The sequence below is a fragment of the Streptomyces sp. NBC_01352 genome, assembly GCF_036237295.1.
Lineage (GTDB): Bacteria > Actinomycetota > Actinomycetes > Streptomycetales > Streptomycetaceae > Streptomyces > Streptomyces plumbiresistens.
Map to the genome: position 1 here is coordinate 9,231,888 of NZ_CP108354.1, position 25,353 is coordinate 9,257,240.

General features: G+C 69.9%; 25 protein-coding genes. 13 read left to right on the forward strand and 12 right to left on the reverse strand.

Features of this window, described 5'->3' with window-relative positions:
* Positions 1–18: 18 nt before the first annotated feature.
* Positions 19–5,220, reverse strand: coding sequence for a family 43 glycosylhydrolase (locus tag OG252_RS42430; protein ID WP_329342865.1), 5,202 nt, complete (start codon positions 5,218–5,220; stop codon positions 19–21).
* A gap of 225 nt (positions 5,221–5,445) precedes the next feature.
* Entirely contained in the window at positions 5,446–6,141 is a 696-nt protein-coding gene (locus OG252_RS42435) for a response regulator transcription factor (protein WP_329342867.1), read from the reverse strand.
* Between the two features lie 257 nt (positions 6,142–6,398).
* Here OG252_RS42435 and OG252_RS42440 point away from each other — a divergent pair, with 257 nt between their 5' ends.
* Positions 6,399–8,789 (forward strand): molybdopterin oxidoreductase family protein, encoded by a 2,391-nt coding sequence (locus tag OG252_RS42440; RefSeq protein WP_329342869.1) that lies wholly within the window; start codon positions 6,399–6,401, stop codon positions 8,787–8,789.
* Positions 8,786–9,277 (forward strand): hypothetical protein, encoded by a 492-nt coding sequence (locus OG252_RS42445; RefSeq protein WP_329342871.1) that lies wholly within the window; start codon positions 8,786–8,788, stop codon positions 9,275–9,277. The genes OG252_RS42440 and OG252_RS42445 overlap by 4 nt, the downstream gene beginning before the upstream one ends.
* Before the next feature lie 32 nt (positions 9,278–9,309).
* Here the strand turns inward: OG252_RS42445 and OG252_RS42450 are convergent, their stop codons facing one another.
* On the reverse strand, positions 9,310–9,582 hold the full coding sequence (locus OG252_RS42450; protein WP_329342873.1) for a hypothetical protein: 273 nt from the start codon (positions 9,580–9,582) through the stop codon (positions 9,310–9,312).
* 167 nt (positions 9,583–9,749) lie between these two features.
* On the opposite strand from OG252_RS42450, the gene OG252_RS42455 reads away from it, so the two are divergent.
* Positions 9,750–10,664 (forward strand): expansin EXLX1 family cellulose-binding protein, encoded by a 915-nt coding sequence (locus tag OG252_RS42455; protein WP_329342875.1) that lies wholly within the window; start codon positions 9,750–9,752, stop codon positions 10,662–10,664.
* Between the two features lie 70 nt (positions 10,665–10,734).
* On the opposite strand, the gene OG252_RS42460 is transcribed toward OG252_RS42455, so the two are convergent.
* Both OG252_RS42460 and OG252_RS42465 read right to left on the reverse strand, forming a co-directional pair.
* Complete coding sequence (locus OG252_RS42460; protein WP_329342877.1) at positions 10,735–11,172, reverse strand: SRPBCC family protein; 438 nt, start codon at positions 11,170–11,172, stop codon at positions 10,735–10,737.
* Positions 11,169–11,492, reverse strand: a complete 324-nt coding sequence (locus OG252_RS42465; protein WP_266443861.1) for an ArsR/SmtB family transcription factor — start codon at positions 11,490–11,492, stop codon at positions 11,169–11,171. The genes OG252_RS42460 and OG252_RS42465 overlap by 4 nt, the downstream gene beginning before the upstream one ends.
* A gap of 114 nt (positions 11,493–11,606) precedes the next feature.
* Between OG252_RS42465 and OG252_RS42470 the strand changes: the two genes are divergently transcribed.
* From OG252_RS42470 to OG252_RS42485, 4 genes are all read left to right on the forward strand, one after another.
* Positions 11,607–12,035, forward strand: a complete 429-nt coding sequence (locus OG252_RS42470; RefSeq protein WP_329342879.1) for an SRPBCC family protein — start codon at positions 11,607–11,609, stop codon at positions 12,033–12,035.
* 76 nt (positions 12,036–12,111) lie between these two features.
* The gene (locus OG252_RS42475; protein WP_329342881.1) at positions 12,112–12,534 is read left to right on the forward strand and encodes an SRPBCC family protein; all 423 of its coding nucleotides are present in this window, start codon (positions 12,112–12,114) and stop codon (positions 12,532–12,534) included.
* 41 nt (positions 12,535–12,575) lie between these two features.
* Complete coding sequence (locus OG252_RS42480; RefSeq protein WP_329342884.1) at positions 12,576–13,028, forward strand: SRPBCC family protein; 453 nt, start codon at positions 12,576–12,578, stop codon at positions 13,026–13,028.
* Positions 13,029–13,076: 48 nt separating this feature from the next.
* A complete protein-coding gene (locus OG252_RS42485; RefSeq protein ID WP_266443871.1) occupies positions 13,077–13,406 on the forward strand; it encodes a TfoX/Sxy family protein in 330 nt (109 codons plus the stop codon).
* An 82-nt stretch (positions 13,407–13,488) separates the two neighbouring features.
* On the opposite strand, the gene OG252_RS42490 is transcribed toward OG252_RS42485, so the two are convergent.
* Entirely contained in the window at positions 13,489–13,941 is a 453-nt protein-coding gene (locus tag OG252_RS42490; RefSeq protein ID WP_329342887.1) for a cupin domain-containing protein, read from the reverse strand.
* Between the two features lie 115 nt (positions 13,942–14,056).
* Complete coding sequence (locus OG252_RS42495; protein WP_329342889.1) at positions 14,057–15,100, reverse strand: methyltransferase; 1,044 nt, start codon at positions 15,098–15,100, stop codon at positions 14,057–14,059.
* Between the two features lie 495 nt (positions 15,101–15,595).
* Here OG252_RS42495 and OG252_RS42500 point away from each other — a divergent pair, with 495 nt between their 5' ends.
* From OG252_RS42500 to OG252_RS42510, 3 genes are all read left to right on the forward strand, one after another.
* On the forward strand, positions 15,596–16,075 hold the full coding sequence (locus OG252_RS42500; protein WP_329345342.1) for an NAD-dependent epimerase/dehydratase family protein: 480 nt from the start codon (positions 15,596–15,598) through the stop codon (positions 16,073–16,075).
* A 131-nt stretch (positions 16,076–16,206) separates the two neighbouring features.
* Positions 16,207–16,968, forward strand: a complete 762-nt coding sequence (locus OG252_RS42505; protein ID WP_266443879.1) for an SDR family oxidoreductase — start codon at positions 16,207–16,209, stop codon at positions 16,966–16,968.
* Between the two features lie 156 nt (positions 16,969–17,124).
* Positions 17,125–19,191, forward strand: coding sequence for an ATP-binding protein (locus OG252_RS42510; RefSeq protein ID WP_329342891.1), 2,067 nt, complete (start codon positions 17,125–17,127; stop codon positions 19,189–19,191).
* 37 nt (positions 19,192–19,228) lie between these two features.
* Here the strand turns inward: OG252_RS42510 and OG252_RS42515 are convergent, their stop codons facing one another.
* The 4 genes from OG252_RS42515 to OG252_RS42530 form a co-directional block, all read right to left on the reverse strand.
* Positions 19,229–19,879 carry an SDR family NAD(P)-dependent oxidoreductase gene (locus OG252_RS42515; protein WP_329342893.1) on the reverse strand — a complete coding sequence of 217 codons (651 nt, stop codon included), beginning with the start codon at positions 19,877–19,879 and terminating at the stop codon, positions 19,229–19,231.
* Between the two features lie 25 nt (positions 19,880–19,904).
* Positions 19,905–20,765, reverse strand: a complete 861-nt coding sequence (locus OG252_RS42520; protein WP_266443886.1) for an oxidoreductase — start codon at positions 20,763–20,765, stop codon at positions 19,905–19,907.
* A gap of 97 nt (positions 20,766–20,862) precedes the next feature.
* Positions 20,863–21,732 (reverse strand): helix-turn-helix transcriptional regulator, encoded by an 870-nt coding sequence (locus tag OG252_RS42525; RefSeq protein ID WP_329342896.1) that lies wholly within the window; start codon positions 21,730–21,732, stop codon positions 20,863–20,865.
* 75 nt (positions 21,733–21,807) lie between these two features.
* The gene (locus OG252_RS42530) at positions 21,808–22,680 is read right to left on the reverse strand and encodes a helix-turn-helix transcriptional regulator (protein WP_329342898.1); all 873 of its coding nucleotides are present in this window, start codon (positions 22,678–22,680) and stop codon (positions 21,808–21,810) included.
* 210 nt (positions 22,681–22,890) lie between these two features.
* On the opposite strand from OG252_RS42530, the gene OG252_RS42535 reads away from it, so the two are divergent.
* The 3 genes from OG252_RS42535 (at position 22,891) to OG252_RS42545 (ending at position 24,833) form a co-directional block, all read left to right on the forward strand.
* Positions 22,891–23,673 carry an SDR family oxidoreductase gene (locus tag OG252_RS42535; protein ID WP_329342900.1) on the forward strand — a complete coding sequence of 261 codons (783 nt, stop codon included), beginning with the start codon at positions 22,891–22,893 and terminating at the stop codon, positions 23,671–23,673.
* Between the two features lie 63 nt (positions 23,674–23,736).
* A complete protein-coding gene (locus tag OG252_RS42540; protein WP_266443895.1) occupies positions 23,737–23,952 on the forward strand; it encodes a 4-oxalocrotonate tautomerase family protein in 216 nt (71 codons plus the stop codon).
* Positions 23,953–24,236: 284 nt separating this feature from the next.
* Positions 24,237–24,833 carry a hypothetical protein gene (locus OG252_RS42545; protein WP_266443897.1) on the forward strand — a complete coding sequence of 199 codons (597 nt, stop codon included), beginning with the start codon at positions 24,237–24,239 and terminating at the stop codon, positions 24,831–24,833.
* On the opposite strand, the gene OG252_RS42550 is transcribed toward OG252_RS42545, so the two are convergent.
* On the reverse strand, positions 24,787–25,305 hold the full coding sequence (locus OG252_RS42550) for a GNAT family N-acetyltransferase (protein ID WP_266443899.1): 519 nt from the start codon (positions 25,303–25,305) through the stop codon (positions 24,787–24,789). The genes OG252_RS42545 and OG252_RS42550 overlap by 47 nt on opposite strands.
* Positions 25,306–25,353: the final 48 nt, after the last annotated feature.

Genomic DNA, 25,353 nt, shown 5'->3' on the forward strand with positions numbered 1-25,353 from the left:
TGGTAGCCCCTGCTCGACCTACGGTCGGTGGCCGCCGACGGTGATGAAGCCGGTGGTCTTGGTCGCCGTGGCGTTGTCGTAGACCACGTCACCGGTGGACTTCTTCCAGATCTCGATGCGGAAGGTGTCCGGGCCGTCCGTGGCGGTGACACGGAAACCGTAGCCAGCCGTGCCGTTCAGCGTGCCGGATCCCTGGTAAACGGCTCGGGTTCCGGTGACCACCAGCCAGTCGGAGCCGGTGGAGCGGAACTTCAGCCGGGCCGCGCCGAAGTCGAAGGTCGCCGACCCGGACGGGACGGTGGCGCCCTTCTTGTAGTCGGCGGCGAAGGAGAAGGCGGCAAGGCCGGTCAGAGCGGGCCCGGCGGGGTAGGCGCCCGCGGGCGAGGTGAGGACACCGACTCCGGCCGCGGGGCCGGCGCTCCGGTCGTAGACGACCAGGTCGGGCAGGGTCCTACGGTCCGTGCCGCCGTCGTCGTCGGTCACCGTGACCACGGGCCGGCGGATGCCCGCCGAGGTGTAGGTGTGGGATGCCGTGCAGCCGGAGGCGGTGACGGTGCCCGCCGTCGGCTCGGTGCCGTCCTTCCAGTCGACCGTGCAGGTGTGGGTGTCACTCACGCCGGGGTCATCGAACGTGGTGGTGACGTCCGTACGGCGGCCCGCCGCGACGGGGGACTTCCGGCCCTCGGCGGAGGTGATCGCCGGGGCCGCGTTGGCGACGGTGACGGTGGCCGTGTCGCTGCTGCGGCCGCCGGTGAGGGCGACCTCGTAGGTGCCGTTGTCCGTGCAGGTGAGAGTGGTCCGGGCCGACCCGGCGTCCGCGAACGTGCAGGGCGCACCCTGCTCGACCGTCCACTTCGCGCCGCCCGCACCCGACACGGTGCCGTCGAGCCGGATCGCGTCGCCCTCGGTGCCGTCGCTGTCGGCGCCCGCGTGGACGACGGTGACCGGGTCGATGCTCGTCAGGGTCGGGACGATCTTCTTGATCAGGCCTTCGGAGTCGAACTCGAGCTTGTCGACGGTGGTTTCGCGGTGGGTGCCGTCACCGCCGGGGATCGCGAAGCGGTGGTAGGCGATGTACCAGTCGTCGGTGCCCGGGACGTCGACCACCGAGTGGTGGCCGGGGCCCTTGATGCCGAGCGAGAGGTCCTTCTCCAGGATGATGCCCTGCTTGGTCCACGGGCCGGTGGGGGAGGGGCCGGTGGCGTAGGCGACGCGGTAGTTCTCGTCGCGGGTGTCGTTCTCCGACCACATGAAGTAGTAGGTGCCCTTGCGCTTGATGACGAAGGAGCCCTCGTTGTAGCCGCTCGGGGTGATGTCCTTGATCTTCGAGGTGTCGATCGAGGTCATGTCGTCGTTCAGCGGGACGACGTAGGCGCGGCCGTTGCCGAAGTAGAGGTACGACGTGCCGTCGTCGTCCGTGAAGACCGCCGGGTCGATCATCTGGCCGGTCAACTGGCCTGCCTTGAGCAGTGGTTGACCGAGAGGATCCTTGAACGGGCCGGTGGGCGAGTCGGAGACCGCGACGCCGATGTTGGCGTCGGCGCTGAAGTAGAAGTAGTACTTCCCGTTCTTCTCGGCCATCGTCGGCGCCCAGGCCCTGCTGTCCGCCCAGGCGACGTCCGGCCCCAGGTCGAGGATGACGCCGTGGTCCTTCCAGTGGACCAGGTCGGTGGAGGAGTACGCCTTGAACTGCGTGCCGCTCCAGCCAGGGAAGCCGTCGGTGGTCGGGTAGAGGTAGAAGGTGTCGCCGAACCTGACGATGTTCGGGTCGGCGCTGAGCCCCGGCAGGACCGGGCTCTTCATGACCAGTGCCGTGACCGTCCAGGTGCGCTTGGCGCCGTCCGAGCCGGTCACCTCGTACGTCACCGGCTCGGTGAAGTCGTGCAGCGTGCCGGAGGCGGGGCTGATGGACGCGCCGTGGGCGAGGGTGAACTCCGGTGCCAGGGCGGTGAGATCGCTGCCCTCGGCCAGCGGCAGGGTGATCCTGCTGCCCGCGTCGTCGATGATCGCGTCGGTCTTCAGCGCGGGGTGGGTCGCCGCGGCGATGCCCGTGGTGTTGCCGCTGAGCTCCAGGACCTCGGTGGGCGACAGGGCCCGGTTGTAGATCCGGAAGTCGTCGACCTCGCCGCCGAAGTAGGGGTCCGGGGAGTACAGGGACTTGCCGATGTAGCCGGAGTAGCCCTTGGCGGGGTCGTAGAGCTCGGACGGCTTGATGGTGACCCCGGTGGCCCGGGCCGCCTCGATGCCGTTGACGTAGAGGACCGCCGTCTCGGCCGCGCCGTCCACGGTGACGGTGACGTGCTGCCACTCGTCGGGGGTGAGCCGGCTGCCCGCCGTCATCTGCTTCTCGCCCGACCAGGTGGCCTTCGTGATCGCGGAGAAGAGCTTGCCGCCGCCGTTGGAGGGGGAAGCGAAGAGGTACTTGTTGTTGTCGGGACCCAGGCCGAAGAGCCACTGGAAGTTGTCCCCGCCCTTCCACTTGACGTGGGTGGAGACGGTGACGCTATCGGCGTTCTTGAGAACGCCGTTGGGGATGGTGACGTACGGCGAGGTGGTCGAGCTGCTGGTACCGCCGGACATCTTGAACGAGCCGCCGTCCACGCCGGTCCCGAAGTCCGGCGTCCGCACGTATGTGCCGTGGTAGCCGTGACCGCTGGAGTCGCGGGCGATGTTGCCGCCGGTCTCGTCGAAGTCGTAGTCCAGGAGCAGGTCGGCGGGTACGTCGGGGCCTTCGGCGGAGACCGTGACCTCGGCGTTCAGGGTGGCCCCCTCGGGCAGGGTGCCTGTCACCGTGAAGGTGCCGGCCTGGGCGTACGCGGATTCCGGTACGTCCGCCCAGTCGACGGAGACGGGACGCTCGACGCCGTCGGCGTACTTCGCGATCACCGTGGCCGGCAGGACCGGGGCTTCGCCGGTCCGCGTCTTCACCGCGATGTCCTCGACGCTCTCGACGAGCTGGTCCGGCTGATAGGCGCGCAGCAGGCGGTCGTACTCGGCCTGGGTGACCGGGAGGACGGTGCCGTGGCGGGGCTCGGCGGGCAGGTCGTAGCCGGTGGAGGGAGTCCAGACCCCGGAGTCGAGGTCCGTCGTCTCGAAGGGCAGGTAGCCGCGGCCGCCGAACTCGTCGAGGAACGCGTACCACTTCTCCTCGGTGTTGGACTTGAACACCAACGGACCTTCGGCGGCGCTCATCGCCCCCTTGCCGATGCCCTCGGCGACCGCGGTCCAGGAGGTGTCGAGGAGCGAGTCGCTCTTCTCCTCGAAGATGAACTTGCTGTTGGGCGTGGAGGAGGTGTTGTTCCGCTCGTCCTTCGACAGACGGAAGTACGTTCCGTCGTGCTGGATCACCGTGGAGTCGATGACCGAGTAACCGCGGTCGATCCACACCTTGGGCTCGCTGAAGGTGTGGAAGTCGCGGGTCGTCGCGTACATCATGCGGTTGTACGTGTCGCCGGAGTGCGCCTCGTTGTCGTACAGCTTCGAGGCCCAGAAGACGACGTACTCGCCGCGCTGTTCGTCGTAGAACGCCTCGGGCGCCCAGGTGTTGCCCGCGCTGTCGGGGGAGACCTTCACCAGGCGCTGGTCGGTCCAGTGCACGAGGTCGGTGGACTCCCAGACCATGATGGACTTGCTGCCGGTGCGCTGGGAGGCGTCCCAGTCGCCGTTGCCGTAGATCCTCAGGTCGGTGGCGATCTGGTAGAACTTGTCGCCCTCGGGGGAGCGGATGATGAACGGGTCGCGCAGGCCCTTCTCACCGAGCGTGGAGGTCAGGACGGGCTTGCCGTCGTTCAACTCCCGCCATTTCAAAGGGTCGTTGCCCTTGCTCAGGGCCGCGTAGAGCTGCTCGCCGTCGGAGGTGCCCTCGCCGGTGAAGTAGCTGAACATGTAGCCCTTGAGGGCCTGCTGCGCGGGGAGTTCGGGGACCTTGGCGGTGAGGGTGCGGGTCGCCGTGGCCTCGCCCTTGGTGACGGTCGCGGTCAGGTCGACGGTCGTGCCGCCGGTGCCGTGCGCGGGGCGGTGGACCGTGCCGTCGGCGGCGATGACGTCCGGCTGCGCGGAGGACCAGGTGACGTGGGTCCCGTAGGCGCCGTCCGCGGGGAGGGTGAGGTTGCCCCGTACGTCGTCGAGGTTGTGGACGCTCAGCGCCTCGGCGGCCTGCCGGGTGGCGGTCCCGTCGTCGAAGGCGGCGGGGACCGTGACGTCGAAGGACTTGGTGGCGGTCACGGTGCCCTTCTTTAGGGTCGCCGTGAGCGTGGCGTGGCCGTCCGGTTCGCCGGCGGCCGGGCGCGTCACCTTGCCGGTCTCCGACACCACGGCAGGGTTGTCGCTCGCCCAGCCGATCGCGGAGCCGCCGGCGGGGCCGGTCTTCGGCAGGTCGAGGTCGGCGGTGACCGCGCTGGTGTCGCCGAGCGTGAGGGCGGCCTTGTCGTCGGCGACGCCCTGGGTGGCGACGGGGAGGGAGAGCTGCTCGACCTCGCTGCCGGCGAGCGCCCGGTCGTACACCCGGAAGTCGCGCATCCGGCCCTTGAACAGCTTGTCGCCGGAGTACACGGACTTGCCGATGTGGTTGGCGGTGGTGCTGCCGGAGCCGATGGCGCCGGGGGTGATGGTGACCGAGGTGTTGCGGGCGACTTCGACGCCGTCCTCGTAGAGCACGCCGGTGGTGCCGGTCTGCGTGTACGTGACGTGCTTCCACGCGGCGCGGGTCAGGTTGTGGGAATCGGCGGGCCGGGTGGTCTGTTCCGTCGACCAGTTGCCGGTGGCGATGGAGGTGCGGAAGGAGTTGCCCGTGGTGAACAGGTAGCCGTTGCCGTTGCTGCCGCTGGAGTTGCCGAAGCCGTAGAGGAAGTACGGGGTGGTCTGGGCGGAGTCGATCAGTACGTCCATCGAGACGGTGATCGCGGCCATGCCCTTCATGACGTCGTCCGGGACCTTGATGAAGGTGTCGGAGCCGTTGAACGCGAGCCCCTGCCCGGAGGCGGACCAGCCGGGGGTGCCGTTGACCGTGCCGGTCCGGCCGTTGCCGGAGGCGTCGGTGGCGGTGGTGCCCGAGGTGGCGTCGAGTTTGTACCAGAGGGCGAGGCCGTCGGTGATCTCCGCGGTCTCGGCGGCCCGCACCGGAGTTCCGGCGAGGCCCAGCAACAGTGACGCGGCGGTCAGTCCGGCGAGTCGGCCCGCCCAGCGTCTCGCGCGGCCGTGGAGTCGTGCGCTGTACGTCATGTGGAGTTCCCCTGCTGAGACACGGTGGGCGAAGGGGCCTCGGCCAGGGGCGCCCCGCTGTTTCGACTGTGTGACGTCGTGTTGCGAGAGTGTCAATCGGGGCGTGGGGCAGCGTCAAGAGTTTTCGAACGATGTCCGGCAGGTCGAACGGCCTGAGAAGGAAAGGCCTTTGGGGAGGGGAGTGGCCCTTGAGCCGGGACGGAGCGGCGTGAGGTCGGCTCGGGGTCAGGCCGGCCGGACCAGGCCGGACTCGTAGGCGAAGACCACGGCTTGGACCCGGGCATGGGCGCCGATCTTGCCGAAGATGTTGCTGACGTGGGACTTGACGGTGGTCGGGGCGATCGACAGCCGCGCGGCGATCTCCGTGTTGGACCAACCGGAGGCGACGGCGACCAGGACGTCGCGTTCGCGCTCGGTGAGGGCGTCGAGTCCGATCTCCCGCTCCGTCGGGCGGCCTGGGCGCCGCTGACGTACGGCGTCGATGAGCGCGCGGGTCACGCCGGGGGTGATGAGGGCGTCTCCGGTCGCGACGATGCGAACGGCGGCGGTCAGTTCGTCCGGGGTGGCGTCCTGGAGGAGGAAACCGCGGGCTCCGGCGCGCAGCGCGGCGTAGGCGTACTCGTCGCGGCCGGTGCTGGTCAGGATCAGTACCTGCGGGGGTTTCCGTATGGCTCCTGTGGTGCCGGAGGGACGGGGGAGCGCGGGGGCCCGGGTGATGCGGCGGATGGTGTCGATGCCGTCGGTGTCGGCCACGCGGGAGTCCATCAGGACGACGTCCGGGCGCAGTTCGGTACTCAGGCGGATCGCCTCGAATCCGCCGGAGGCCTCGCCCACGACGGTCAGGTCGGGCTGGGCCGCGAGGAGCATCCGGAAGCCGTGACGTTGCAGGGCCTGGCCATGGACCACGAGTACGGAAGTCATGCCGCGCACCCCTCTCACGCCTGAACGAAACCGTTTCGTTCACGTGGGAAGGCTAACTCTGACGGCTATCGAAACGGTGCCGTTTTCGTTGTGGTGTGGGTCTCATTTCGGCGGACACGTCCTGGATGCCGGCCGGTTCGGTGAAGTCGGGCGGCTCTCGACCGCGCCGGTGCATGGCGGAGCGGGGTGCGCGTGGTGCGGGATCGTGAGTGCGGGGTACTCAGTGGCCCAGCGGCTCGCCCGATGGAGGTGTGATCGTGGTGGACGAGGCTGATCGCATAAAGAACCCGTGGGGCGCCCGTACCCCCTACGGTCCCGGAGCTCCATGGCCCACGCGCACCGACGCCCACCTGGCGCCCGGAGTCGCCGAGGACGAGGTGGAGCGGTGGGTGCCGTCCGCCTCACTGCTGCACTCCAACGGCGATGCCATGGACATCGCCGTGCGCCAGGGACGGATCGTGGGCGTGCGCGGCCGTGCCACCGACCGGGTCAACCGCGGCCGGCTCGGCCCGAAGGACCTGTACGGATGGCAGGCGAACGCCTCGCCCGACCGGCTGACCCGCCCGCTGGTACGCGAAGGCGGCCGGCTGGTGGAGAGCGACTGGGACACCGCGATGGGCCGGATCGTGGTCCGCTCGAAGGACCTGCTGGAGCGGCACGGGCCGGGCTCGATCGGCTTCTACACCACCGGGCAGCTGTTCCTGGAGGAGTACTACACCCTGGCGGTGCTCGCCCGGGCCGGCATCGGCACCAACCACCTGGACGGCAACACCCGCCTGTGCACGGCCACCGCCGCCGAGGCCCTCAAGCAGACGTTCGGCTGCGACGGGCAGCCCGGCTCCTACGAGGACATCGACCACGCCGATGTCATCGCCCTGTTCGGGCACAACATGGCCGAGACCCAGAGCGTGCTGTGGACCCGCGTCCTGGACCGGCTGGCGGGCGCCGAGCCGCCCCGTCTGGTCTGCGTCGACCCGCGCCACACGCCGGTGGCCCGGCAGGCGGCCGTACACCTGGCACCGCGGGCGGGGACGAACCTGGCCCTGCTCAACGCGCTGCTGCACGAGATCATCCGCACCGACCGGATCGACCGCGACTACCTCGACGCGCACACCGTCGGCTTCGCCGAACTGGCCGCCGGGGTCGAGCGGTGCACCCCCCAATGGGCGGCCCGGATCTGCGACGTACCCGCCGCGTCGATCGAGCGCGCGGCGGAGATCATCGGCGGCGCCGAGCGGCTGCTGTCCACGGTCCTGCAGGGCGTCTACCAGTCCCACCAGGCCACCGCGGCCGCCGTCCAGGTCAACAACCTGCATCTCGTCCGGGGCATGCTGGGCCGCCCCGGGTGCGGAGTGCTGCAGATGAACGGCCAGCCCAGCGCACAGAACACCCGCGAGTGCGGCGCCGACGGCGACCTGCCGGGCTTCCGGAACTGGCAGAACGACCAGCACGTCGCCGACCTGGCCCGGGTGTGGAACGTGACCCCGGAGCGCATCCCGCACTACGCGCCGCCCACACACGCGATGCAGATCTTCCGCTACGCCGAGCAGGGCTCGATCGGGATGCTGTGGATCACCGGGACCAATCCGGCCGTCTCCCTGCCCGAGCTCTCCCGCATCCGCTCCGTCCTGGCCAAGGAGGAGCTGTTCGTGGTGGCCCAGGACCTGTTCGCGACCGAGACCGCACAACTGGCCGACGTGGTCCTGCCCGCGGCGACCTGGGGCGAGAAGACCGGCGTCCTCACCAACGCCGACCGCACGGTGCACCTGTCCGAGAAGGCCGTCGAACCGCCGGGCGAGGCCCGCCCCGACCTGGACATCTTCCTCGACTACGCGGCCCGCATGGACTTCCGTGACAAGGACGGCGACCCGCTGATCGCCTGGCACGACCCGGAGTCCGCGTTCCGGGCCTGGCAGCGGTGCAGCGCCGGCCGCCCGTGCGACTACACCGGTCTCAGCTACGACCGCCTGCGCGAGGGCAGTGGCATCCAGTGGCCCTGCACCGAACGCGCCCCCGACGGCACCGCGCGCCTCTACACCGACGGGATCACCTGGGCGGACCCGGACACCTGCGAGAGCTACGGCAAGGACCTGGTCACGGGAGCGTCCGCCGAGGAGGCCGAGTACCGGTCCCTCAACCCGCACGGCCGGGCGGTCGTCAGGGCGGCCGAGTACCTTCCGCCCCACGAGGACACCTCCCCGGACTTCCCCCTCCAGCTGATCACCGGCCGAACCGTCCACCACTTCCACACCCGGACGAAAACCGGCCGGGTCCCCGAACTGAACGCCGCCGCCCCCGACGTCTGGGCCGAACTGTCTCCCAACGAGGCTGCCCACCAAGGCCTGTCCGACGGCGATCTGGTCCAGGTCGGCACGCCTCGCGGCGCGGTGCGCGCCCGGCTGCGCACCACCGGCATCCGGGACGGCATCGTGTTCCTGCCCTTCCACTACGGCTACTGGGACACGCCCGCGGGCCACCGCCCGCCGGACCACTCCGCGGGCCGTGCCGCCAACGAGGGCACCGTCACCGACTGGGACCCGGTCTCCAAGCAGCCCCTGTTCAAGACCGCCGCGGCCCGCGTCACCCTCGTCGCCCGCCGTGACACCGGGGCCAGGAGCATCAGCGCGACGGCAGGGAGCAGGACATGACCGGCATCACCGCCACGCTCCGCGTCCTCCACGACGGTGAACGCACGCTGGAACGGGACCTGTTGACGGCCGCGGCGCGTCACCGCACCGACCACGAGATCCACCATGTCGCGACGGACCTCTCCCGCTGGTCCCGTGAGCACGCCAACCGGCTCGCCGACATGGGCCGCCACTACGACCTCGACCTGCCCGGCCCACAGAGCGACGCCTCGCCCGGAGCGCTCACCGCGTTGAAGGAGAAGGCGGCCGAAGCTCTCGGCCGCCGTCCGGAGACCGGCCTGCTCCTCCTGTTCGACCTGCGCGAACTGCACCTGGCCGCCACGCGGAACTCGCTGCACTGGGAGATGCTCGCCCAGGCCGCACAGGCCACCTCGGACGGCCGTCTCCTCGGACTGGCCGGCGCCTGCCACCCGCAGACGCTGCGGCAGATGCGGTGGACCAACACCATGATCAAGGAACTCTCGCCGCAGTTGCTCGTCGGCGCGTGAGCTGGCCGGTGCGTGAGCTGGCCGGTGTGTGATCAGGGGTGTTGGCGGTGGTCGAGGTAGGCGAGCACGGCCTGAACACGCCGGTGACCGCTGTTGGCGGCGGGCAGGCCGAGCTTGGTGAAGATGCGCCCGATGTGTTTGTGGACGGCGTCGACGATCGTCCCGTCGGGCCCGTGCTCGGCGACAGCGGCCAGGAAGGCGGGGCCGTCGCGGGTGACCGCGGCGACCTCGAACCCCTGCGCGGCCAGGAGCAGTTCGAGGCCGCTGGACAGCAGCACGTTGTCCTTGGCGATCACGACCCGCACGGGCACCTCCACGGCGATCTGGTCGGGCCGCCCGTGGGACTGGTGACCCGGACGGTGCCGTCCAGGGCGAGCGCGCCCCAAAGTCGCGCTTGCCGCCGTGCCCGGGGTCTGGCACGATCACTGCGCCCGTCGCCCACCGCAACGGTGGCGGCCGGCAAGGAGGTTCGGTGCACAGACGGTGGCTGTTCCTGTCGGCGGCCGCGGCGCTCATAGTCGTCGCCCTGGTCGTGGTGCTTCTCCCCGACGACGAGACCGACGCCGGGCGCACCGCGGCCACGCCCGTCGCCGACGCCCCGGCGAAGGTCTCGCCCTCGACGGGGTCACCGTCCCCCTCCGACAGCGCGTCCACCGCGTCGGCGAAGCCCTCGGCCAAGGTCACCCCGCCGAAGGCGTCCGCCGGCGCGACCAGCGCGTCCGCGAAGCCGTCGCCCACGGACAGGCCGCAAGCGGCGTCCGCCGGCGCCTCGTTGGCGGGACGCATACGACCCGGCGTCACCTACGAGGGACTCGCGACCTTCTACGACTCGGACGGCGGGGGCGCCTGCCTGTACGACCCGAGCGGTGACGTCATGACCGGGGCGATGAACTCCACCGACTACGAGACGGCCAAGGCGTGCGGCGCCTACGTGTCCGTCCGCGCGGCCAACGGGACATCCATCACGGTCCGCATCACCAACGAATGCCCGGGGGATTGCGCACCCGGGCAGATCGACCTCAGCGCGGAGGCCTTCGCCGAACTCGCCGACCCCACGCTCGGCCGGATCGCGATCACGTGGAAGCTGGTGAGCCCCGGCAACTCCGGCACGATGTCGGTCCGGTACAAGACCGGGTCCAGCCGCTATTGGTGCGGCATCCAGGCGATAGGGCACCGGAATCCGGTGGCCCGGCTGGAGGTCCGGGCCGGCAGCGGCTGGCGTCAGCTGTCCCGTACCGACTACAACTACTTCATCTCCGAGGACGGCACAGGGTGCGGCGGCGCGATCAGGATCACCGACATCTTCGGTGAACGACTCACCGTCGACGGCATCGCGATCCGGCCCGACGTCGTGCAGCCCACCTCGGTCCAGTTCGCCAGGCACTGACACTGCTGCTGCTGCCGCCGCCGCTGCCGCCCGAGCATCCGGCCCACCGGCCGGAACCCGCCGGGCCCAGTCACATCCAGTCGTCGGGGCCTGGGTCGCCGCCCTCTGCCCGTATGGTGAGGCGCTGCACGTAGTGCGTCCAGCCCTCCCTGTGCGCGGCGCAGGCTTCGGCGGAGGGCAGGCCGCGATGGACCAGGCGCAGCAGGGTGCCGTCGGCGACCGGTTCGAGGGTGATCTCGACGGTGGTGGAACCCGCGGGCACGGGCATGCCGCCGTCGGCCCAGCCCCAGGTGAAGACGAGGCGCTTGAACGGGTCGATCTCGACGAAGCGGCCCTCGGCGACGTTGTCGCCGGTCACGTTCGTCCGGTAGTGGCCGCCGGGCTCGAAGGTGAACTCGCCGTCCCTGCCCATCCAGGACAGCCACTTGTCCCGGTCGGTGAAGAAGGAGAACACCGTCTCGGGGCGGGCGGCGATGTGCCGCTCGACCGTGACCGTGTCTGTGTTCACGAGGCGTTCCCCTCTGCGCCGTCCGCGCGCTCGGCCGCCTCCGCCAGTTCGGCGAGGGTGTCGAGCTTGGTGGCCCACATGGCCCGCAGGTAGTCGGCCAGCGGACCCATGCCTTCGCGGTCGGCCCGGTAGAAGCGTTTCTTGCCGTCCTGGCGCAGCGTAACCAGCCCGGTGTCCCGGAGCACCTTGAGGTGCTGGGAGACCGCGCCGAAGGTGACGTCGAACCGGTCCGCGATCTCTCCCGCGGACAGCTCCGTGTCCCAGACCAGGCGCAGGATCTCGCGCCGCCTGGGTTCGGCAACCGCCTGAACCGCATCCATGCAGGTCATTTTAGCCGCCACTTGAACTTGCCAGCCGGACCAAAGTCATTTTAGTCTCTACTAAAGCGAAAGTTCCGGCCGGCCAGGCGGGAACCGCACCTGAAGGGACACCCCATGCCTGACATCGCTCTGCAGATCCGGATCGACGCCGACGCCGAGACCGTCTACCGGGCCCTCTCCACGCCCGACGGCGTGGCCGGCTGGTTCACCACCGGCGCCGAGATCGGCGAGGGCGTCGGCGCCCTGCACCGGCTCTCCTTCCCCGGCGCCCCGATGACCTGGGACTTCCGCATCGACCGCGCGGAGCCGGGCAAGCGACTCGCGCAGACCGTGGTGGCCGGCCCGCCGCAGTGGCTCGACACCGAGATCGGATACGCCCTGGAGGCGCACCCGGAGGGCGGCACGGTGGTGCGGTTCGACCACACCGGCTTCGCCGAGGTGGACGACATGTTCCGCGAGGTCACCATGGGCTGGGCCGGCATGTTCATGCGGCTGAAGGAGTACGTCGAGACCGGCAAGCCGGTGCCGTACTTCACCGCCTGAACGACGACTCGACGGTCACCGGCGAGCCGGCGCCCGTCCTCCTCCCGGACCGGCAGCACCAGCAAGGAGTACGACCATGTCCGAGATCACCTTCCAGGTCGACACACCCGTCGACCGCGCCACGGTCCTGCGGGCCCTGAACAGCCACGACGGCCTGACCGGCTGGTGGACCACCGGCGTGGACCGCAAGGACGACATCCTCTTCTTCGACTTCCCCGACGTGCCCGAGCCCTTCCGGCTGCGGTGCGACGAGGCGAGCGAGGACCGTGTCGCATGGACCCCGGTCGGTGCCTTCCCGCCACACTGGGCAGGCACCACCATCACCTGGGACCTGTCGGACAACCCCGACGCGGACGGCACCCGGGTGCTGTTCCGGCACACCGGCTGGCAGCCCGACGACCCCGGCCTGCCGCCGGCCGCCTACACCTGGGGCCGGCTCATGACCCGGCTCACGGAGTACGCGGAGACCGGAAAGCCCGACCCCTTCTTCACCCTTTGACTCACCTCCCAGCGCACCGGGACAACCACGAGGCAGAACCGATGACGATCGACGAGAGGGCGGAGCGGGTGATCACCCTTCCGCCCGACCAGGTGGCGCGGTACGCGATGGACTGGCGCCACGACGCCGAGTGGACCCAGGGCATCCGCGAGGCCGCGCTGACCCGGGAAGCGGACGCAGGCGGATTCGGCGTCGGAGCCGAGGTGACCCGCACGGCCTACTTCCTCGGCAAGCGCATCGACTACGTACTGCGCGTCGCCGAGCACGAGCCCGCACGATTGTTGGACATGGTGTCGGTGGCCGGACCGATGCCGATGCACATCACCTACACCTTCACCCCGCATCCGGACGGCACGCTCGCGGGCATCAGGGTCCGGGGCGACGCGAGCGGCTACTACCGCCTGGCCGCGCCGATCATGGCGAGAAAGGTCCGCTCCTCCCTCGGCAAGGACCTGCGTGACCTCGAGCGCAAGCTTCTGGAACCGCCGTCATGACCGCCGGACCACACCCTCGCGGTCCAAGCACAAGGAGCGGAGTCGGTCATGGCATTCGATGAAGGACTGGCCGAGCGGATCCGTGAACGCCTGAGCGCCGATCCCGCGATCACCGAAAAGCGCATGTTCGGCGGCCTGGCGTTCCTGCACCGGGGCAACATGGCCGTCGGTGTCATCGGCGACGACCTCATGGTCCGCGTCGGGCCCGACGGCACCGACAGTGCGCTGGCCCGGCCCGGTGCGCGCATCCTCGACTTCACCGGCCGTCCGATGCGCGGCTGGATCGTCGTCGCCGCGTCCGCGCTCACGGAGGACACCGAGCTCGACGCGTGGATCGACGAGGGCCACAGCTTCGCGGCGGGCCTGCCGGCCAAGTAGTCGGGCCCGGAGAGTTCCGTGATCTTCGGCGAACTCTGCGCAGGCTGCCGCAGCGCCCAATGAGCCGTACCGCCAAGCGGCGTCAGTCGAAGGTGAATCCGTACTTGTCGGCGACGGCGGCCATCGCCTTCACGTCGACCTCGTTGAGCGGAGGGCCCACCTGCCCGCGCACGCCCGGAGTACCTATCTCGGTGAACATCGCGTCCATGCCGCCCGGGGCGTAAAGGAAGTAGATGCGCGCGGGCTTGGTCCGGCTCAGGTTCCTGAAGGAGTGCCGTACCCCCTTGGGTACGTAGACCACCCCGCCCGCCTCGACCTCGTATTTTTCGTCCCCGGCGGTGATGACGAGTTCTCCGTCCATGACGATGAACGTCTCCGACTCGCCGTGATGCGTGTGCGGAGGCGGTCCGGCGTCCGTGGGCATGATCGCCTCCACGAGGGAGAGTTCGCCATTGGTGTGCGCCGACTTCAGCAGCGTGGTGTAAGTGTCACCCACGAGGTAGACAGGCTCACCGCCGTCCGGCGGAACATGCACGGGGGGAATGTGGAGGGACACACGTGATCCTTTGACTCTTGTGATGTTGAAATGGCGGGTATGCCATGAGGTAGGAGTGCAAGGCGACAATCACCCGCACCGGCCGGCGAGTTCGTCAGCGCAGAGTTGCCTCGATCACGGAAAAGGGCGAAGGCGTCGGCACGATCCGGTCGACCGTGAAACCCGCGTCGTCGAGCAGCGCTTCGTACTCCTGCGCAGTGCGTTCACGACCCGTCAGCATGGCCAGCATCGTCAAGTCGATCATCTTCGCGAGATGAGGCGCGTCCCCGTCCGGCAGAACGGCTTCGATCACCACGAGCCGGGCTCCGGGGCTCGCGGCCCGCGCGATCGAACTGAGGATCCTGCCGGACGACGCGTCGTCCCAGTCATGCAGGACGTAGGACAGCACATAGACGTCCGCGGCCGGCACCGCGTCGAAGAAGTCGCCACCGAAGACCTCGATACGGTCCGCGAGGCCCCGTCCCCGCAGCAACTCGTGTGCGTCGGACACGACATGCGGCAGGTCGAAGACGATGCCGCGCCGGTCCGTGTCACGGCCGAGCAGTTCGGCCATGACGGTGCCGTCGGCACCGCCGATGTCCGCCACGAGCTTCCCGTCGGGCAGGACATAGCCGTCGAACATCCCTGCTCGCAGGCCGCCCGTCACGTTCGCCATGGCACCGGTCAGCAGGGCGGCGCGCTCCGGGTCCTCGGCCAGCCACCCGAAGAAGGGCTTCCCGTAAAGGAGCTCCGCGGCGGGTTTCCCCGTCCTCACAGTGCCCAGCAGCTCGCTGAACGGCTGATAGTGCGTCTGCATCCAGTACAGCGCCGCGTCCCGCAGCGAGGCCGGGTGCGACGCGGACAGCAGCTCACCGAAGGATGTCACCTCGACCGTGTCGTGCCCGACATGGCGGAACAGGCCGAGCGGTGCGAGCGTGCGCAGCAGGCGCCGTAGAGCGTCCTCGTCGGCGCCGGTCTCCTTCGCCAGCCGCCCGGGGGACCGGGGCCCCTCCGCGAGCCTGGTGGCGATGTCCAACTCGGCCACGACATACAGCGCCTGGGAGATCTGGAAGCCTGCCAGCATCTGGGTCATCAGCGCCGCCTCGGACGGGGCCGCGGGTACGGCTCCGACGGCGTCGCTCGTTTCGATGGTGCTCAACTCGTCTCATCTCCAGGAAACATCAGGAACTGCAGGAGCACAGGCGTCAGCGCTGTGCTGTGACGTGCCGCGTCAGGCATGCGTGGGGCACTGCGTGGGCGCCTGCAAAATCCTTCCAGCGCGTGGCACCGTCGCAAGAGCAACACCTGCTCAACCAGTGCTCACTTCTGCCTACCGCCGCCGGGACGGGCTCACCGGCCGACGTCAGGGCTTGTCGGCTGGGGGGGCAACCGTTTCGCGCTCGAGGGGCGTTCCCGAGGCGAGCTTCAGCCGGGCCTCCTCCAACCGCCTGCGGCGGATGTACCCGTTCACTGATTCCCCGGCCGCGGCGAAGGCCCCGATGCAACGTCCGTACCGAGGCGTTGAGTACGCGGGCCAGAGCGGATGGAGAGAGATCAGGATCGGTGAGGCGGCCGTCCGCGATGTCCTTCGCCGCCTGCACACCGGCCGGAACACCCGGTCAGAGCAGCCAGGGCCGCCATCGACCGCCTGGTCCTGGATTCGGCCGGGGCCGGGATCCGGTCCTCGGTCCTGTGCCCGGCCATGATCTACGGTCACGGGCTCGGCCCCGCCCGCAACGAGGTGCATATTGCCGCCCTGGTCGCACAGGCCCGGCACAGCGGCGTCGTTCGCCATGTCGGCGCCGGCCGGAACATCTGGTCGACCGTCCATGTGGAGGATCTCGCCGACCTCTACCTCCCTGCCCTCGAAGGGGCGCCTGCCAGCACCTTCTACTTCGTCGAGAACGGGGGGAGTCACGAAGGGCTGGCCGCCTCGATCGCCGAGGCACTCGGCCTCGACGGCCCCGAGCCCTGGGACAGAGAGGCCGCCGGCGCCTTCTGGGGGCCCGCTTTCACCGGCGGGGCCCTGGCCTCCAACAGTCGCGTCCGCGCCACACGAGCCCGCGACATGCTCGGCTCGAAGCCCCGCCACGGCTCGGTCACCGAGTGGATCGCCACGGACTTACCCCCCTGAGCCGGCGCCAGCTGGTGGGTGCGGCACTCCTAGGAAGATCCCGGCCTTCTCCCGGCCTCGGAAGAACGGCAAGTTCGCAGGTGAACGAACCGTTGGCGGGGCTGGTGCCCCGACCGAGCAAGGAGGACGCGGTGACACGGACAACGTCGCAGACCACAGAGCGGGGCGACCGGAAGGTCGTACTCGTCACGGGTGCCACGAGCGGCATCGGTGAAGGCATCGCCAGGCGGCTCGCCGCGGAAGGCCACCACGTCGTCGCCGGTGCGCGTCGAGAGGATCGGCTGGTCGACCTGGCCAAGAGCGTCCGGGCGGAGGGCGGCAGCATCGACGTACGCCGTCTCGACGTCACCGACCGGGCCGACGTGGCCGGGTTCGTCGACGAAGCGGTTGATGCTCAAGGGCACATCGACGTGATCGTCAACAACGCCGGCGTCATGCCGCTGTCGCGGCTCGACTCACTGCTGGTGGACGAGTGGGACCGGATGATCGATGTCAACGTCAAGGGACTGCTGCACGGCATCGCCGCGGCCATGCCGCACTTCCAGCGCCGGAGCAGCGGGCACTTCATCACCGTCGCGTCGATCGGTGCCTACTCCGTGGTCCCCACGGCTGCTGTCTACTGCGCCACGAAGTACGCGGCCTGGGCGATCACGGAAGGCCTGCGGCAGGAGGCCGAGCCGTTCATCCGGGTCACCACCGTCTCACCCGGCGTCGTCGAGTCCGAACTGGCCGACACCATCACCGAACCGGGAGCCGCGGCGGCGATGAAGGCCTACCGCTCGGCTGCCATCCCGCCCGATGCCATTGCTCGTGCGATCTCCTATGCGATCGACCAGCCCGCCGATGTCGACGTCAACGAGATGGTCGTCCGGCCCGCGCGGCAGCGGCCGTAGCGTCGCGGCCGTCGGCGGCCCTGCGGACCGGTTGGTTCCCCGTCGACGGCGTGAACTACCGCACAGCGACGCGCCTTTCAACCCTTCGATGGCAACGACAGGTGCGCCGTAGGCTGTTCGGCCATGTACGAGTTCGGGTTCGGTCAAGAGGGGCTAATGAACATGGGGGACGGCCGCTCTTTAGGTGACCTTGTGGTCGCCGCGCGGGACCGGGCTTTCGTCGGGCGGGCGGTGGAGCGGGCCCTGTTCCGGTCCGCACTGGACGAAGACCCCGGTTCCTCGCCCGTGCTCTATTTGCAGGGGCCGGGCGGGATCGGCAAGTCCACGTTGCTGAGGCGGTTCGCTCTGGAGGCGCGGGAGGCCGGACGGCTGGTCGTCGAGGTGGACGGCCGTACGGTTCCCGCGACGCCGGAGGACTTCGAGCAGGCCGCGGGCAAGGCGACCGGCGAGCCGGGATCGGTGCTCCTGGTCGACACCTTCGAGCACTGCCAGGGCCTGGAGCACTGGTTGTGGGAGCACTTCCTGCCGCGGCTCCCGCTGGGCGCGGTCGCGGTGGTCGCCGGACGTACGGCCCCCGACCCGCGCTGGGTCGCGGACCCGGGGTGGGCCGACCTGCTGCGTGTGGTGCCGCTGCGGAACCTGGCCCAGGACGACGCCACGGCGTTCCTGCGGGCACGGGGTGTCCCGGCCGGGGCACACCAGACGCTGGTGTCGTTCACCGGCGGCAATCCGCTGGCCCTGTCCTTGGCGGTGGCGGTCGCCGGCCGGCAGGACGCGGACGGGACACCTCGGGCGGCCGACTGGTCACCCGGCCTGGACGTGATCGCGACACTGCTGCCGCAACTCGTGGGCGATCCCCCGAGCCAGGACCATCGCACGGCGCTGGAGGTGTGCGCCCAGGCCGATGTCACCTCCGAGGCGCTCCTGCGGGCGATGATGGGCGAGCGTGCGGCCGAACTGTTCGCCTGGCTGCGCGCCCAGCCGTTCATCGAATCCACCGCGGCGGGGCTCTTTCCGCACGATGTCGTGCGCGAGGTGCTGGCGGCCGATCTGCGCTGGCGTGACCCTGACGGATTCGCCGCCCTGCGCGGGCGGATGTACCAGTACCTGCTCGGCCGGGTCCGGGATGCGCCGGCCGCGCAGATGCTCCAGGCGATGCAGGCCCTGGTGTACCTGGAACGCTCCGCCGGCCATATGTCCGGCACTCTGGTGTGGCATCCCGAGGGCGTGGTGCGGGAGATGCCCTGCGCCCCTGTCGACGAGAGTCGCGTGGTGGAGCTGGTGCGGGAGGCGGAGGGGGCCGAGTCCGCCGCGATCGCCCGGTTCTGGCTCGATCGGCAGCCCGAGGCGTTCAGTGTCTATCGCTCGACCCGGACCGATGACATCGTTGCCTGTTCGGCCTGGCTGCGGTTCAGCGGGCCGGAGGGGGAGGACGTCGATCCGGTGGTGGCCGCCGCCTGGGCCCATGTGGACGCCGGCGGTCCCCTGCGGCCGGGCGAGCACCTGGCCATGGCGCGGTTCCAGGTGGAGCCGCAGGCGTACCAGCGGCCCTCGGCCTCCATGAACCTGATGCAGTGGCGCGTGGGTGGGGAGATCATCCGGGCCGACCGTCTGGCATGGTCGTTCGTCGTGATGCGGGACGACGGGTTCTGGAACGGTTACCTCGAGCGCTCAGACATGATGCCGACGGATGCGGTACCCGTGGTCGGCGATCACGCGTACCGTCTGTTCGCCCATGACTGGCGTACCCAGTCCGGCATGGCGTGGACGGAGGAGAAGCACGAAGCCGTGCGGGAGGGCGCGGCCGCCGTCACCTCTCCGGCACGAAGTCCGCAGGAGCGGAGGGAGCACCTCACGCTGTCCCGGCCGGAGTTCGACGTCGCCGTACGAGACGCCCTGCGCGCGCTGTGGTGGCCCAGTGAGCTTGCGGCCAACCCCCTCAGCCGCGGCCGCCTGGTCACGGAGACGGGCCGGAGCCTCCACGACATCCTGCTGAGTGCCATCGACACGGTGCTGGAAGTGCGGGGTGGGGAGAAACGTCACCTCGTCATCACGAGCACGTACAGCAAGGCCGCCCCCACCCAGGAAGCGGCGGCCAGGCGCCTCGGCATGTCCTTCAGCACCTACCGCCGCCATCTGACCGCCGCCGTGAAGCACGTCAGCGAGGTTCTGTGGAGTCATGAACGGAGCGGAACACCGATCGAGCGCGAAGTGAGCAGGTGACGCACGGGGAAAGGGCTGGTCGAGCGCACTGCTCCGCTCATCGCTTGACCGTCTGGAAGTCGCCGCCCTCGGTGTGCCGGCGCCACAGGAGTCCGGCCACCGCCGCGGGTTCGTGCTGCAGCCCGGGGCCCAGTGCGCCGACGATCGCGGTGTGCGCCACCCGTATGCCTTCGGGCCCCAACTCCTCGTGCAGCAGACGGGCGTACGCCACCTCCGCGGAGTAGGAGACGGCGGAACTGGCACGCGCGGCGCTGGGGGCGACGGCGGCACCGCCCGTGGTGAACAGCAGGGTTCCCCGGCCACGCTCCCGCATGGCGGGCAGCACGGCCTGAACCGAGTCGATGGCGCCGAGGACGCTCAGGTCCAGTGACAGTCGGACGTCCTCGGAGGTGGTGAGGGTGACCGGCTTGATCCAGTCCAGCGAAGGCAGTGGGCTGTACAGCAGGACGTCGATCGGGCCGAGGTGTTCCGCCAACTCGGTCAGTGCCGTGGTCGCGGCCCGCGGGCGCGTGATGTCCGTGGCCGTGCTGCGCGTCGTGATGCCTTCCTTCTCCAGTGTGTCCTGCATGGTTCGCAGCTTGTCGTGGTCGCGTGCGACCAGGCCTACGTCGAAGCCTTCCGCTCCGAATCTGGCGGCAGTGGCCAGACCGAGATTCGGTCCTGCTCCGACGATCGCCAGGGTGGGCATGGGTCCTCCAGGGTGCGGTTTCGTGTCAGGAAGTGACGCGCTCGTCGGGGAAGTCGGCGCTGAGGGTGACGTCGCGCCAGGCGGTGAAGCCGGTCTCGAGGGAGTCGAGCCGGGCCAGGGCGACGTCGAGGGCGACCTTGCCCAACAGCAGGCGCAGCGGCGGGTTTTCGGACTGCACCGCTTCGATGATGGCCGCGGCGGCGCGGTCCGGGTCGCCGGGCTGGTGCCCGTAGGTGTCCAGGGTGCTCTTGCGGCGGGCGCCGGCGGTGTCGGCGTAGTCGTCGATCCGCGTGGCCGACTGGCGCATGGACGGGCCGGACCAGTTGGTGCGGAAGGCTCCGGGCTCGACGATCGTCACGTTGATGCCCAGCGGTGACACCTCGGCCGCGAGCGATTCGGAGAGTCCTTCGACGGCGAACTTGGTGGCGTGGTAGTAACCCGTGGCGCCGAAGGCGGCCAGGCCGCCGAGAGAGGAGACGTTGACGACGTGGCCGCTGCGGCGGGCGCGCATGCCCGGCAGAACGCCGCGCGTGACATCCACCAGACCGAAGACGTTCGTGTCGAACAGGGCACGGATCTCCTTGTCCTCGCCCTCCTCGAGAGCCGCGAGGTAGCCGTAGCCCGCGTTGTTGACGAGTACGTCGATGTGGCCGAAGGTCTCCTGCGCGGCCGCGACGGCCCGGTCGATCTGTCGGGCGTCGGTGACATCGAGGGTGAGGCCCAGCGCTCGGTCCTCGTGTCGGGCGACGATGTCCGCCACCGACCGCGGGTCGCGGGCGGTGACCACCGCTCGCCAGCCCCGGTCGAGAACCGCGTCGGCCAGGGAGCGCCCGAGACCGGTCGAGCAGCCGGTGATGAACCAGACGGGCGTAGCATCTGCAGACATGGGGGATATGTCCCTTCGTTTAGTGCGTGGTTGAACGAGACGCCGCGGCGTACGGGCGCGGCGAACTCCGAGGAATGGCGGCCTTGAGTGAAGTCGGTCAGTCCGTGGCGATGTCCTGCTGCACGGAATCCGCAGCCCGCGCCGTCTGTGTCGCGGTGAGGCTGCCGAGCAGCGACAGTGCGTGGGCGGAGGGGCCGCCGGGCTCGGCCTGGTAGACGACGAGCTGCTGACCCGGCGCGCTGTTGATGGTCAACGACTCGTAGTTCAGGGTGAGTTCGCCGACCACCGGATGCCGGAAGCGTTTCGTCTCGTGCCTCTTCTGGCGGATGTCATGACGCGCCCACAACCTACGGAACGCTTCGCTCTTGAGCGACAGTTCGCCCACCAGCTCGATCAACTGCGGGTCGTCGTAGTCGGTTCCCGCCGCCTCGCGCAGGCCGCCGACCGTGTTGGCGGCGACCCGGTCCCAGTCCGGGTAGAAGTCCCGGGCGTCGGGGTCGAGGAAGACGAGCCGCATCAGGTCCCCGCTGTAGGTGTGACCGGCGAACAGGGCGCCGCCCAGGGGGTTGTGGGCCAGTACGTCCATACAGCGCCCCAGGATCACGGCAGGCGTGTCGGTCCAGCTGTTCATCATCTGCAGCAGAGAGGGACTGACCTGCCGGCGCCGGGTGCTCCTGCGGGAGCGTCCCGGCACGGGCCGGGCCAGCCGATGCAGATGGGCGACCGCGTCGTCGTCCAGCATCAGTGTGCGGGCCAGTGCGTCGACCACCTGCACCGACGGGTTCCTCTCGCGCCCCTGTTCCAGGCGCACGTAGTAGTCGGTGCTCAGCCCGGACAGCATGGCCACTTCCTCCCGGCGCAGGCCCGCCACACGGCGGTGGCCGATCACGGGCACGCCCTGTTCCTCGGGCCGCACAAGGCCGCGGCGAGCTCGCAGGAACTGCCCCAGAAGGTTGTCGCTGTCCATGCCCTCGACCGTAGACCCGCTGCACGTCCGACGCAGCGGCGCAAGGTGGCCGCGATACTCCTAGGCTGGTCGGGCTCAGGCCTGCGGACGTCCGAGTTCGTCCGCGCGGGGAGACATGTCCTGGGTGCCGATGACGGAGAGAAGCTGCAGCTGGGCTGCGCCTTCGCTGCCCGGCGGGGCACTGAACCACAGCAGACGCTGACGTCCGTCCTCGCTGAACAGGCTGTGGCAGTCCAGCTCGATGACGCCGAGTGCGGCGTGCACGATGCGTTTGTGGTCGGTCCGTCGGAGGCCGACGTCGTGGGTGTCCCACAGGGTGGCGAACTCCGCACTGCGCCGTCGCAGAGCGGCCACCATCTCGTGTACTCCGGTGTCGCCGCCGCGTCGTGCGGCGACCGCCTGGAGGTCGGCGACGAAGACCCGCGAATGGTGGGGGTGGTCCTCGGCCGGGTAGAGGGCACGGGCGTCAGGATCGGTGAACCAGCGGTGGACGAAGCTTGCTTCGGGGCCACGCAGCGCCGGAGGCCGGCCGACGAGGGCGACGGCCAGGTGGTTCTGCACCAGGGTTTCGTGCAGGTCGGTGATGACCTGGGCGGGCGTGGTGGTGAGCTGGTCCAGCAGGCCGAGCAGGGCCGGCTGGACATGCGCGGTCGGGCCGTGCGCAGCCGGGGGAACCATCCGGTCGGCGAGGTGGAACAGGTGGTCGCGTTCGTCGCCGTTCAGCCGCAGCGCCCGGGCCAGAGCGGCCAGCACCTGAGCCGAGGGCTGGGTGCCGCGGCCCCGCTCCAACTCGGTGTAGTAGTCGGCGGACAGGCCTGCCAGTTGGGAGACCTCCTCGCGGCGCAGTCCCGGCACCCGGCGCCGCGGCCCCGTGGGCAGGCCGACGTCGGAGGGGCGGATTCGGGCGCGCCGGGACTTCAGGAACGCGGCGAGTGCAAGGTGGTTCACGCTCCCTATCGTCACGTGCACAGGCGTCCCGAGCCAGGGGGTGGCAACCCCTGGGTGGAGACAGCCCTGGCTGGCGCGGCAGCACCGGCCCACGCTGGAGACGCAAGCAGGGAGCTGCCGGTGCCGACACCGACGCCCCCCGCCATGCCCCACCCGCCAAGACCCACCCGCCGGGGCATCCCGCACCCGGCATCTCTCGCAGGAGTCTCCATGTCCATCCAAGAAGCGGCGACGAGTCGCACCGCGCTCGACCAGCCTGCGGACCGGCCCCGCGTCGCCGTCGTCACCGGAGGCTCCCGCGGTATCGGCCGCGAGACGGTGACCCGGCTGGCCGCCGACGGATTCGCCGTCGTGGTCGGCTACGCGGGCAACCGTGATCTGGCCGAGGCCGCCGTCAAGGAGGTCACCGCCGAGGGCGGCCGGGCGGTCGCCGTCCAGGCCGACGTCGCCGACGAGCAGCAGGTGGCCGCGCTGTTCGACACCGCCGAGTCCGAGTTCGGCGGCGTCGACGTGGTCGTCCACGCGGCCGGCCGAATGTACCTGTCCCCGGTCGCCGACCTGGACCTGGCGGAACTGGACGCGGTCCACCGCACCAACATCCGCGGGAGCTTCGTCGTCGCCCAGCAGACCGCCCGGAGGATCCGCAGCGGTGGGGCGATGGTCACGTTCTCCACGTCCGTGGTCGGCCTGGCGTTTCCCGGTTACGGCGCCTACAGCGCCAGTAAGAGTGCCATCGAGGCGCTCACGATGATTCTCGCCCGAGAGCTGCGCGGCCGGGACGTCACCGTCAACGCCGTGGCCCCCGGCCCCACCGCCACCGACCTGTTCCTCGAGGGCAAGGACGAGGAGACCATCGCCCGCCTGGCCGCCCAGCCCCCGCTGGAACGCCTCGGCACCCCCGCCGACATCGCCGAGGTCGTCGCCTTCCTCGCCTCCCCGGCAGGCCACTGGGTCAACGGCCAGGTCATCCGCGCCAACGGCGGCATCATCTGACCGACCGCGGCACCTTCGCCGTCCGTGCTCCGCACCCACCCCATTCCAGAAAAGAGAAACGCCATGCCGTTCGCCAACTTCAAGGTCCCTGCCGGCACCCTCGACGAGAAGCAGAAGGAGAAGATCGTCACCCGCACCACCGAGCTCTACGTCGAGATATACGGCGAACGGGCCCGCGCCAACACCATGGTCCTCGTCGAGGAGGTCACCGACGGCGGCTGGGGCATCGGCGGCAACGTCCTGACCCGCGCGATGCTCGAGCAGTCACCCGAGAGCTGAGCCCTCAGCCCGGCAGCCGCCTTCGCGGTGATCATGACCACTGGTTGAGCAATTCATGAACACCGCCACACCTGTACGCGGCTCAGCGACACCCCGATGCTTTGAGGGGTCATGCACTGTCTGCACTACGTCGGGTTCCGGTCATGCTCATCCCTCAGACCCTTGACGAGCCGATGGATTCACCGTCGGCCGACCCAGGAACGCCAGGCCCGGTCGACGCGGTCTTCTCGATGCAGCGGGACGCAACAGCAGCCCTGCTGCGCGAGATGAGGAGCCAGCACATCATGCCGACGTTCCCCCAGCCATGGGGATCGATCGGCGCCTACCTCTCCCTGCTGCGCCGGCCGCGCCCCCTGGCACTTCTCGATGTGCCGGACCTGAGCCAGGTCCCTGACCTGCCGCAGCGTGTTCACGTACTCAGCAGGCTGTCCGCGGTCGTCGTCCTGGTACCCGACGGCACCGACTCGGTCGCCCTGCTGCGGGCCGGCGCCGCCAACGTACTGTCCCGAAGCATCTCGCCCATGGAGTTGGCCAGCCGCATAGCCGCCGAGCGTCGCTGGCTGGCGGTGCTTTCCCCGCTTCATGCCACGGACGGCACCCATGAGTTCCCGAAGCTCGGGCCGCACGTGAAGCACGGCTCCCAGAAGATTCTTCTGGAGCTCATCCAGGCCGTGAGGCACCCCTGGTGCTGCCATGACCTGTGCCTGCTTCTCGGCGACGCGCGGCATCCGCTCAGCCGGCGTGCGCTGCAAGCTCGAATGACGCGACTGACCCGTCGTATGGCGGAGTGCGGTGCGTCGTTCACCATCACCCATCAGTGGGGCCGCACCACCTTCAGCCGGGCTCGCCCGGCCCCGGACAGGTCGGCACCCGCGGAATAAGGAGTTCCAGCTCGGGCCGGTCCCACGCCACAGCGGGTGGGTTCGCGGACGCGGTCCCGGTGTGCACCGCGCCCACGCTGCGGTAGAAGCCCTCGGCGGGAGGGTGCGACACCACTCGGACCCGGTCGAGCCCGGCGGTGCGGGCCTCGGACTTCATGTGCGCGACGAGCAGCCGCCCGATGCCGCGTCCCTGTGCTCCGTCGGCGACGAACAGCAGGTCGAGCTCCGGCGGGGCGAGGACGAGTGAGTAGAACCCGAGGACACGGCTTTCGTACTCGTCGGCGGCGACGGCCACGAAGACGCGGTGGGTCTCGATGTAGTCGGGACCCACCCGGTAGTCCGCGACCATGGCCGCGTACTGCCCTTCGTAGGCGCGTGAGCCCCGCACGAGCCGCGTGAGCCGCTTGGCGTCCCGCGCCACGGCCCGCCGTACCGTGGTCGGCCCGCCCCAGGGCGTAATGCCTGACTTCATAGGAAGAGTATTACGCACTGGGGGACGCCTTCATGCGGCGGGTGCTGC

Excerpts from the sequence above, each read along its gene's own strand:
- OG252_RS42520 (WP_266443886.1), bottom strand. The coding sequence starts at position 20,765 with ATGTCTGCAGATGCTACGCCCGTCTGGTTCATCACCGGCTGCTCGACC.
- OG252_RS42475 (WP_329342881.1), top strand. The coding sequence starts at position 12,112 with ATGTCCGAGATCACCTTCCAGGTCGACACACCCGTCGACCGCGCCACG.
- OG252_RS42470 (WP_329342879.1), top strand. The coding sequence starts at position 11,607 with ATGCCTGACATCGCTCTGCAGATCCGGATCGACGCCGACGCCGAGACC.
- OG252_RS42485 (WP_266443871.1), top strand. The coding sequence starts at position 13,077 with ATGGCATTCGATGAAGGACTGGCCGAGCGGATCCGTGAACGCCTGAGC.
- OG252_RS42480 (WP_329342884.1), top strand. The coding sequence starts at position 12,576 with ATGACGATCGACGAGAGGGCGGAGCGGGTGATCACCCTTCCGCCCGAC.
- OG252_RS42465 (WP_266443861.1), bottom strand. The coding sequence starts at position 11,492 with ATGGATGCGGTTCAGGCGGTTGCCGAACCCAGGCGGCGCGAGATCCTG.
- OG252_RS42445 (WP_329342871.1), top strand. The coding sequence starts at position 8,786 with ATGACCGGCATCACCGCCACGCTCCGCGTCCTCCACGACGGTGAACGC.
- OG252_RS42535 (WP_329342900.1), top strand. The coding sequence starts at position 22,891 with ATGTCCATCCAAGAAGCGGCGACGAGTCGCACCGCGCTCGACCAGCCT.
- OG252_RS42525 (WP_329342896.1), bottom strand. The coding sequence starts at position 21,732 with ATGGACAGCGACAACCTTCTGGGGCAGTTCCTGCGAGCTCGCCGCGGC.
- OG252_RS42515 (WP_329342893.1), bottom strand. The coding sequence starts at position 19,879 with ATGCCCACCCTGGCGATCGTCGGAGCAGGACCGAATCTCGGTCTGGCC.
- OG252_RS42540 (WP_266443895.1), top strand. The coding sequence starts at position 23,737 with ATGCCGTTCGCCAACTTCAAGGTCCCTGCCGGCACCCTCGACGAGAAG.
- OG252_RS42510 (WP_329342891.1), top strand. The coding sequence starts at position 17,125 with ATGAACATGGGGGACGGCCGCTCTTTAGGTGACCTTGTGGTCGCCGCG.
- OG252_RS42430 (WP_329342865.1), bottom strand. The coding sequence starts at position 5,220 with ATGACGTACAGCGCACGACTCCACGGCCGCGCGAGACGCTGGGCGGGC.
- OG252_RS42435 (WP_329342867.1), bottom strand. The coding sequence starts at position 6,141 with ATGACTTCCGTACTCGTGGTCCATGGCCAGGCCCTGCAACGTCACGGC.
- OG252_RS42550 (WP_266443899.1), bottom strand. The coding sequence starts at position 25,305 with ATGAAGTCAGGCATTACGCCCTGGGGCGGGCCGACCACGGTACGGCGG.
- OG252_RS42545 (WP_266443897.1), top strand. The coding sequence starts at position 24,237 with ATGCCGACGTTCCCCCAGCCATGGGGATCGATCGGCGCCTACCTCTCC.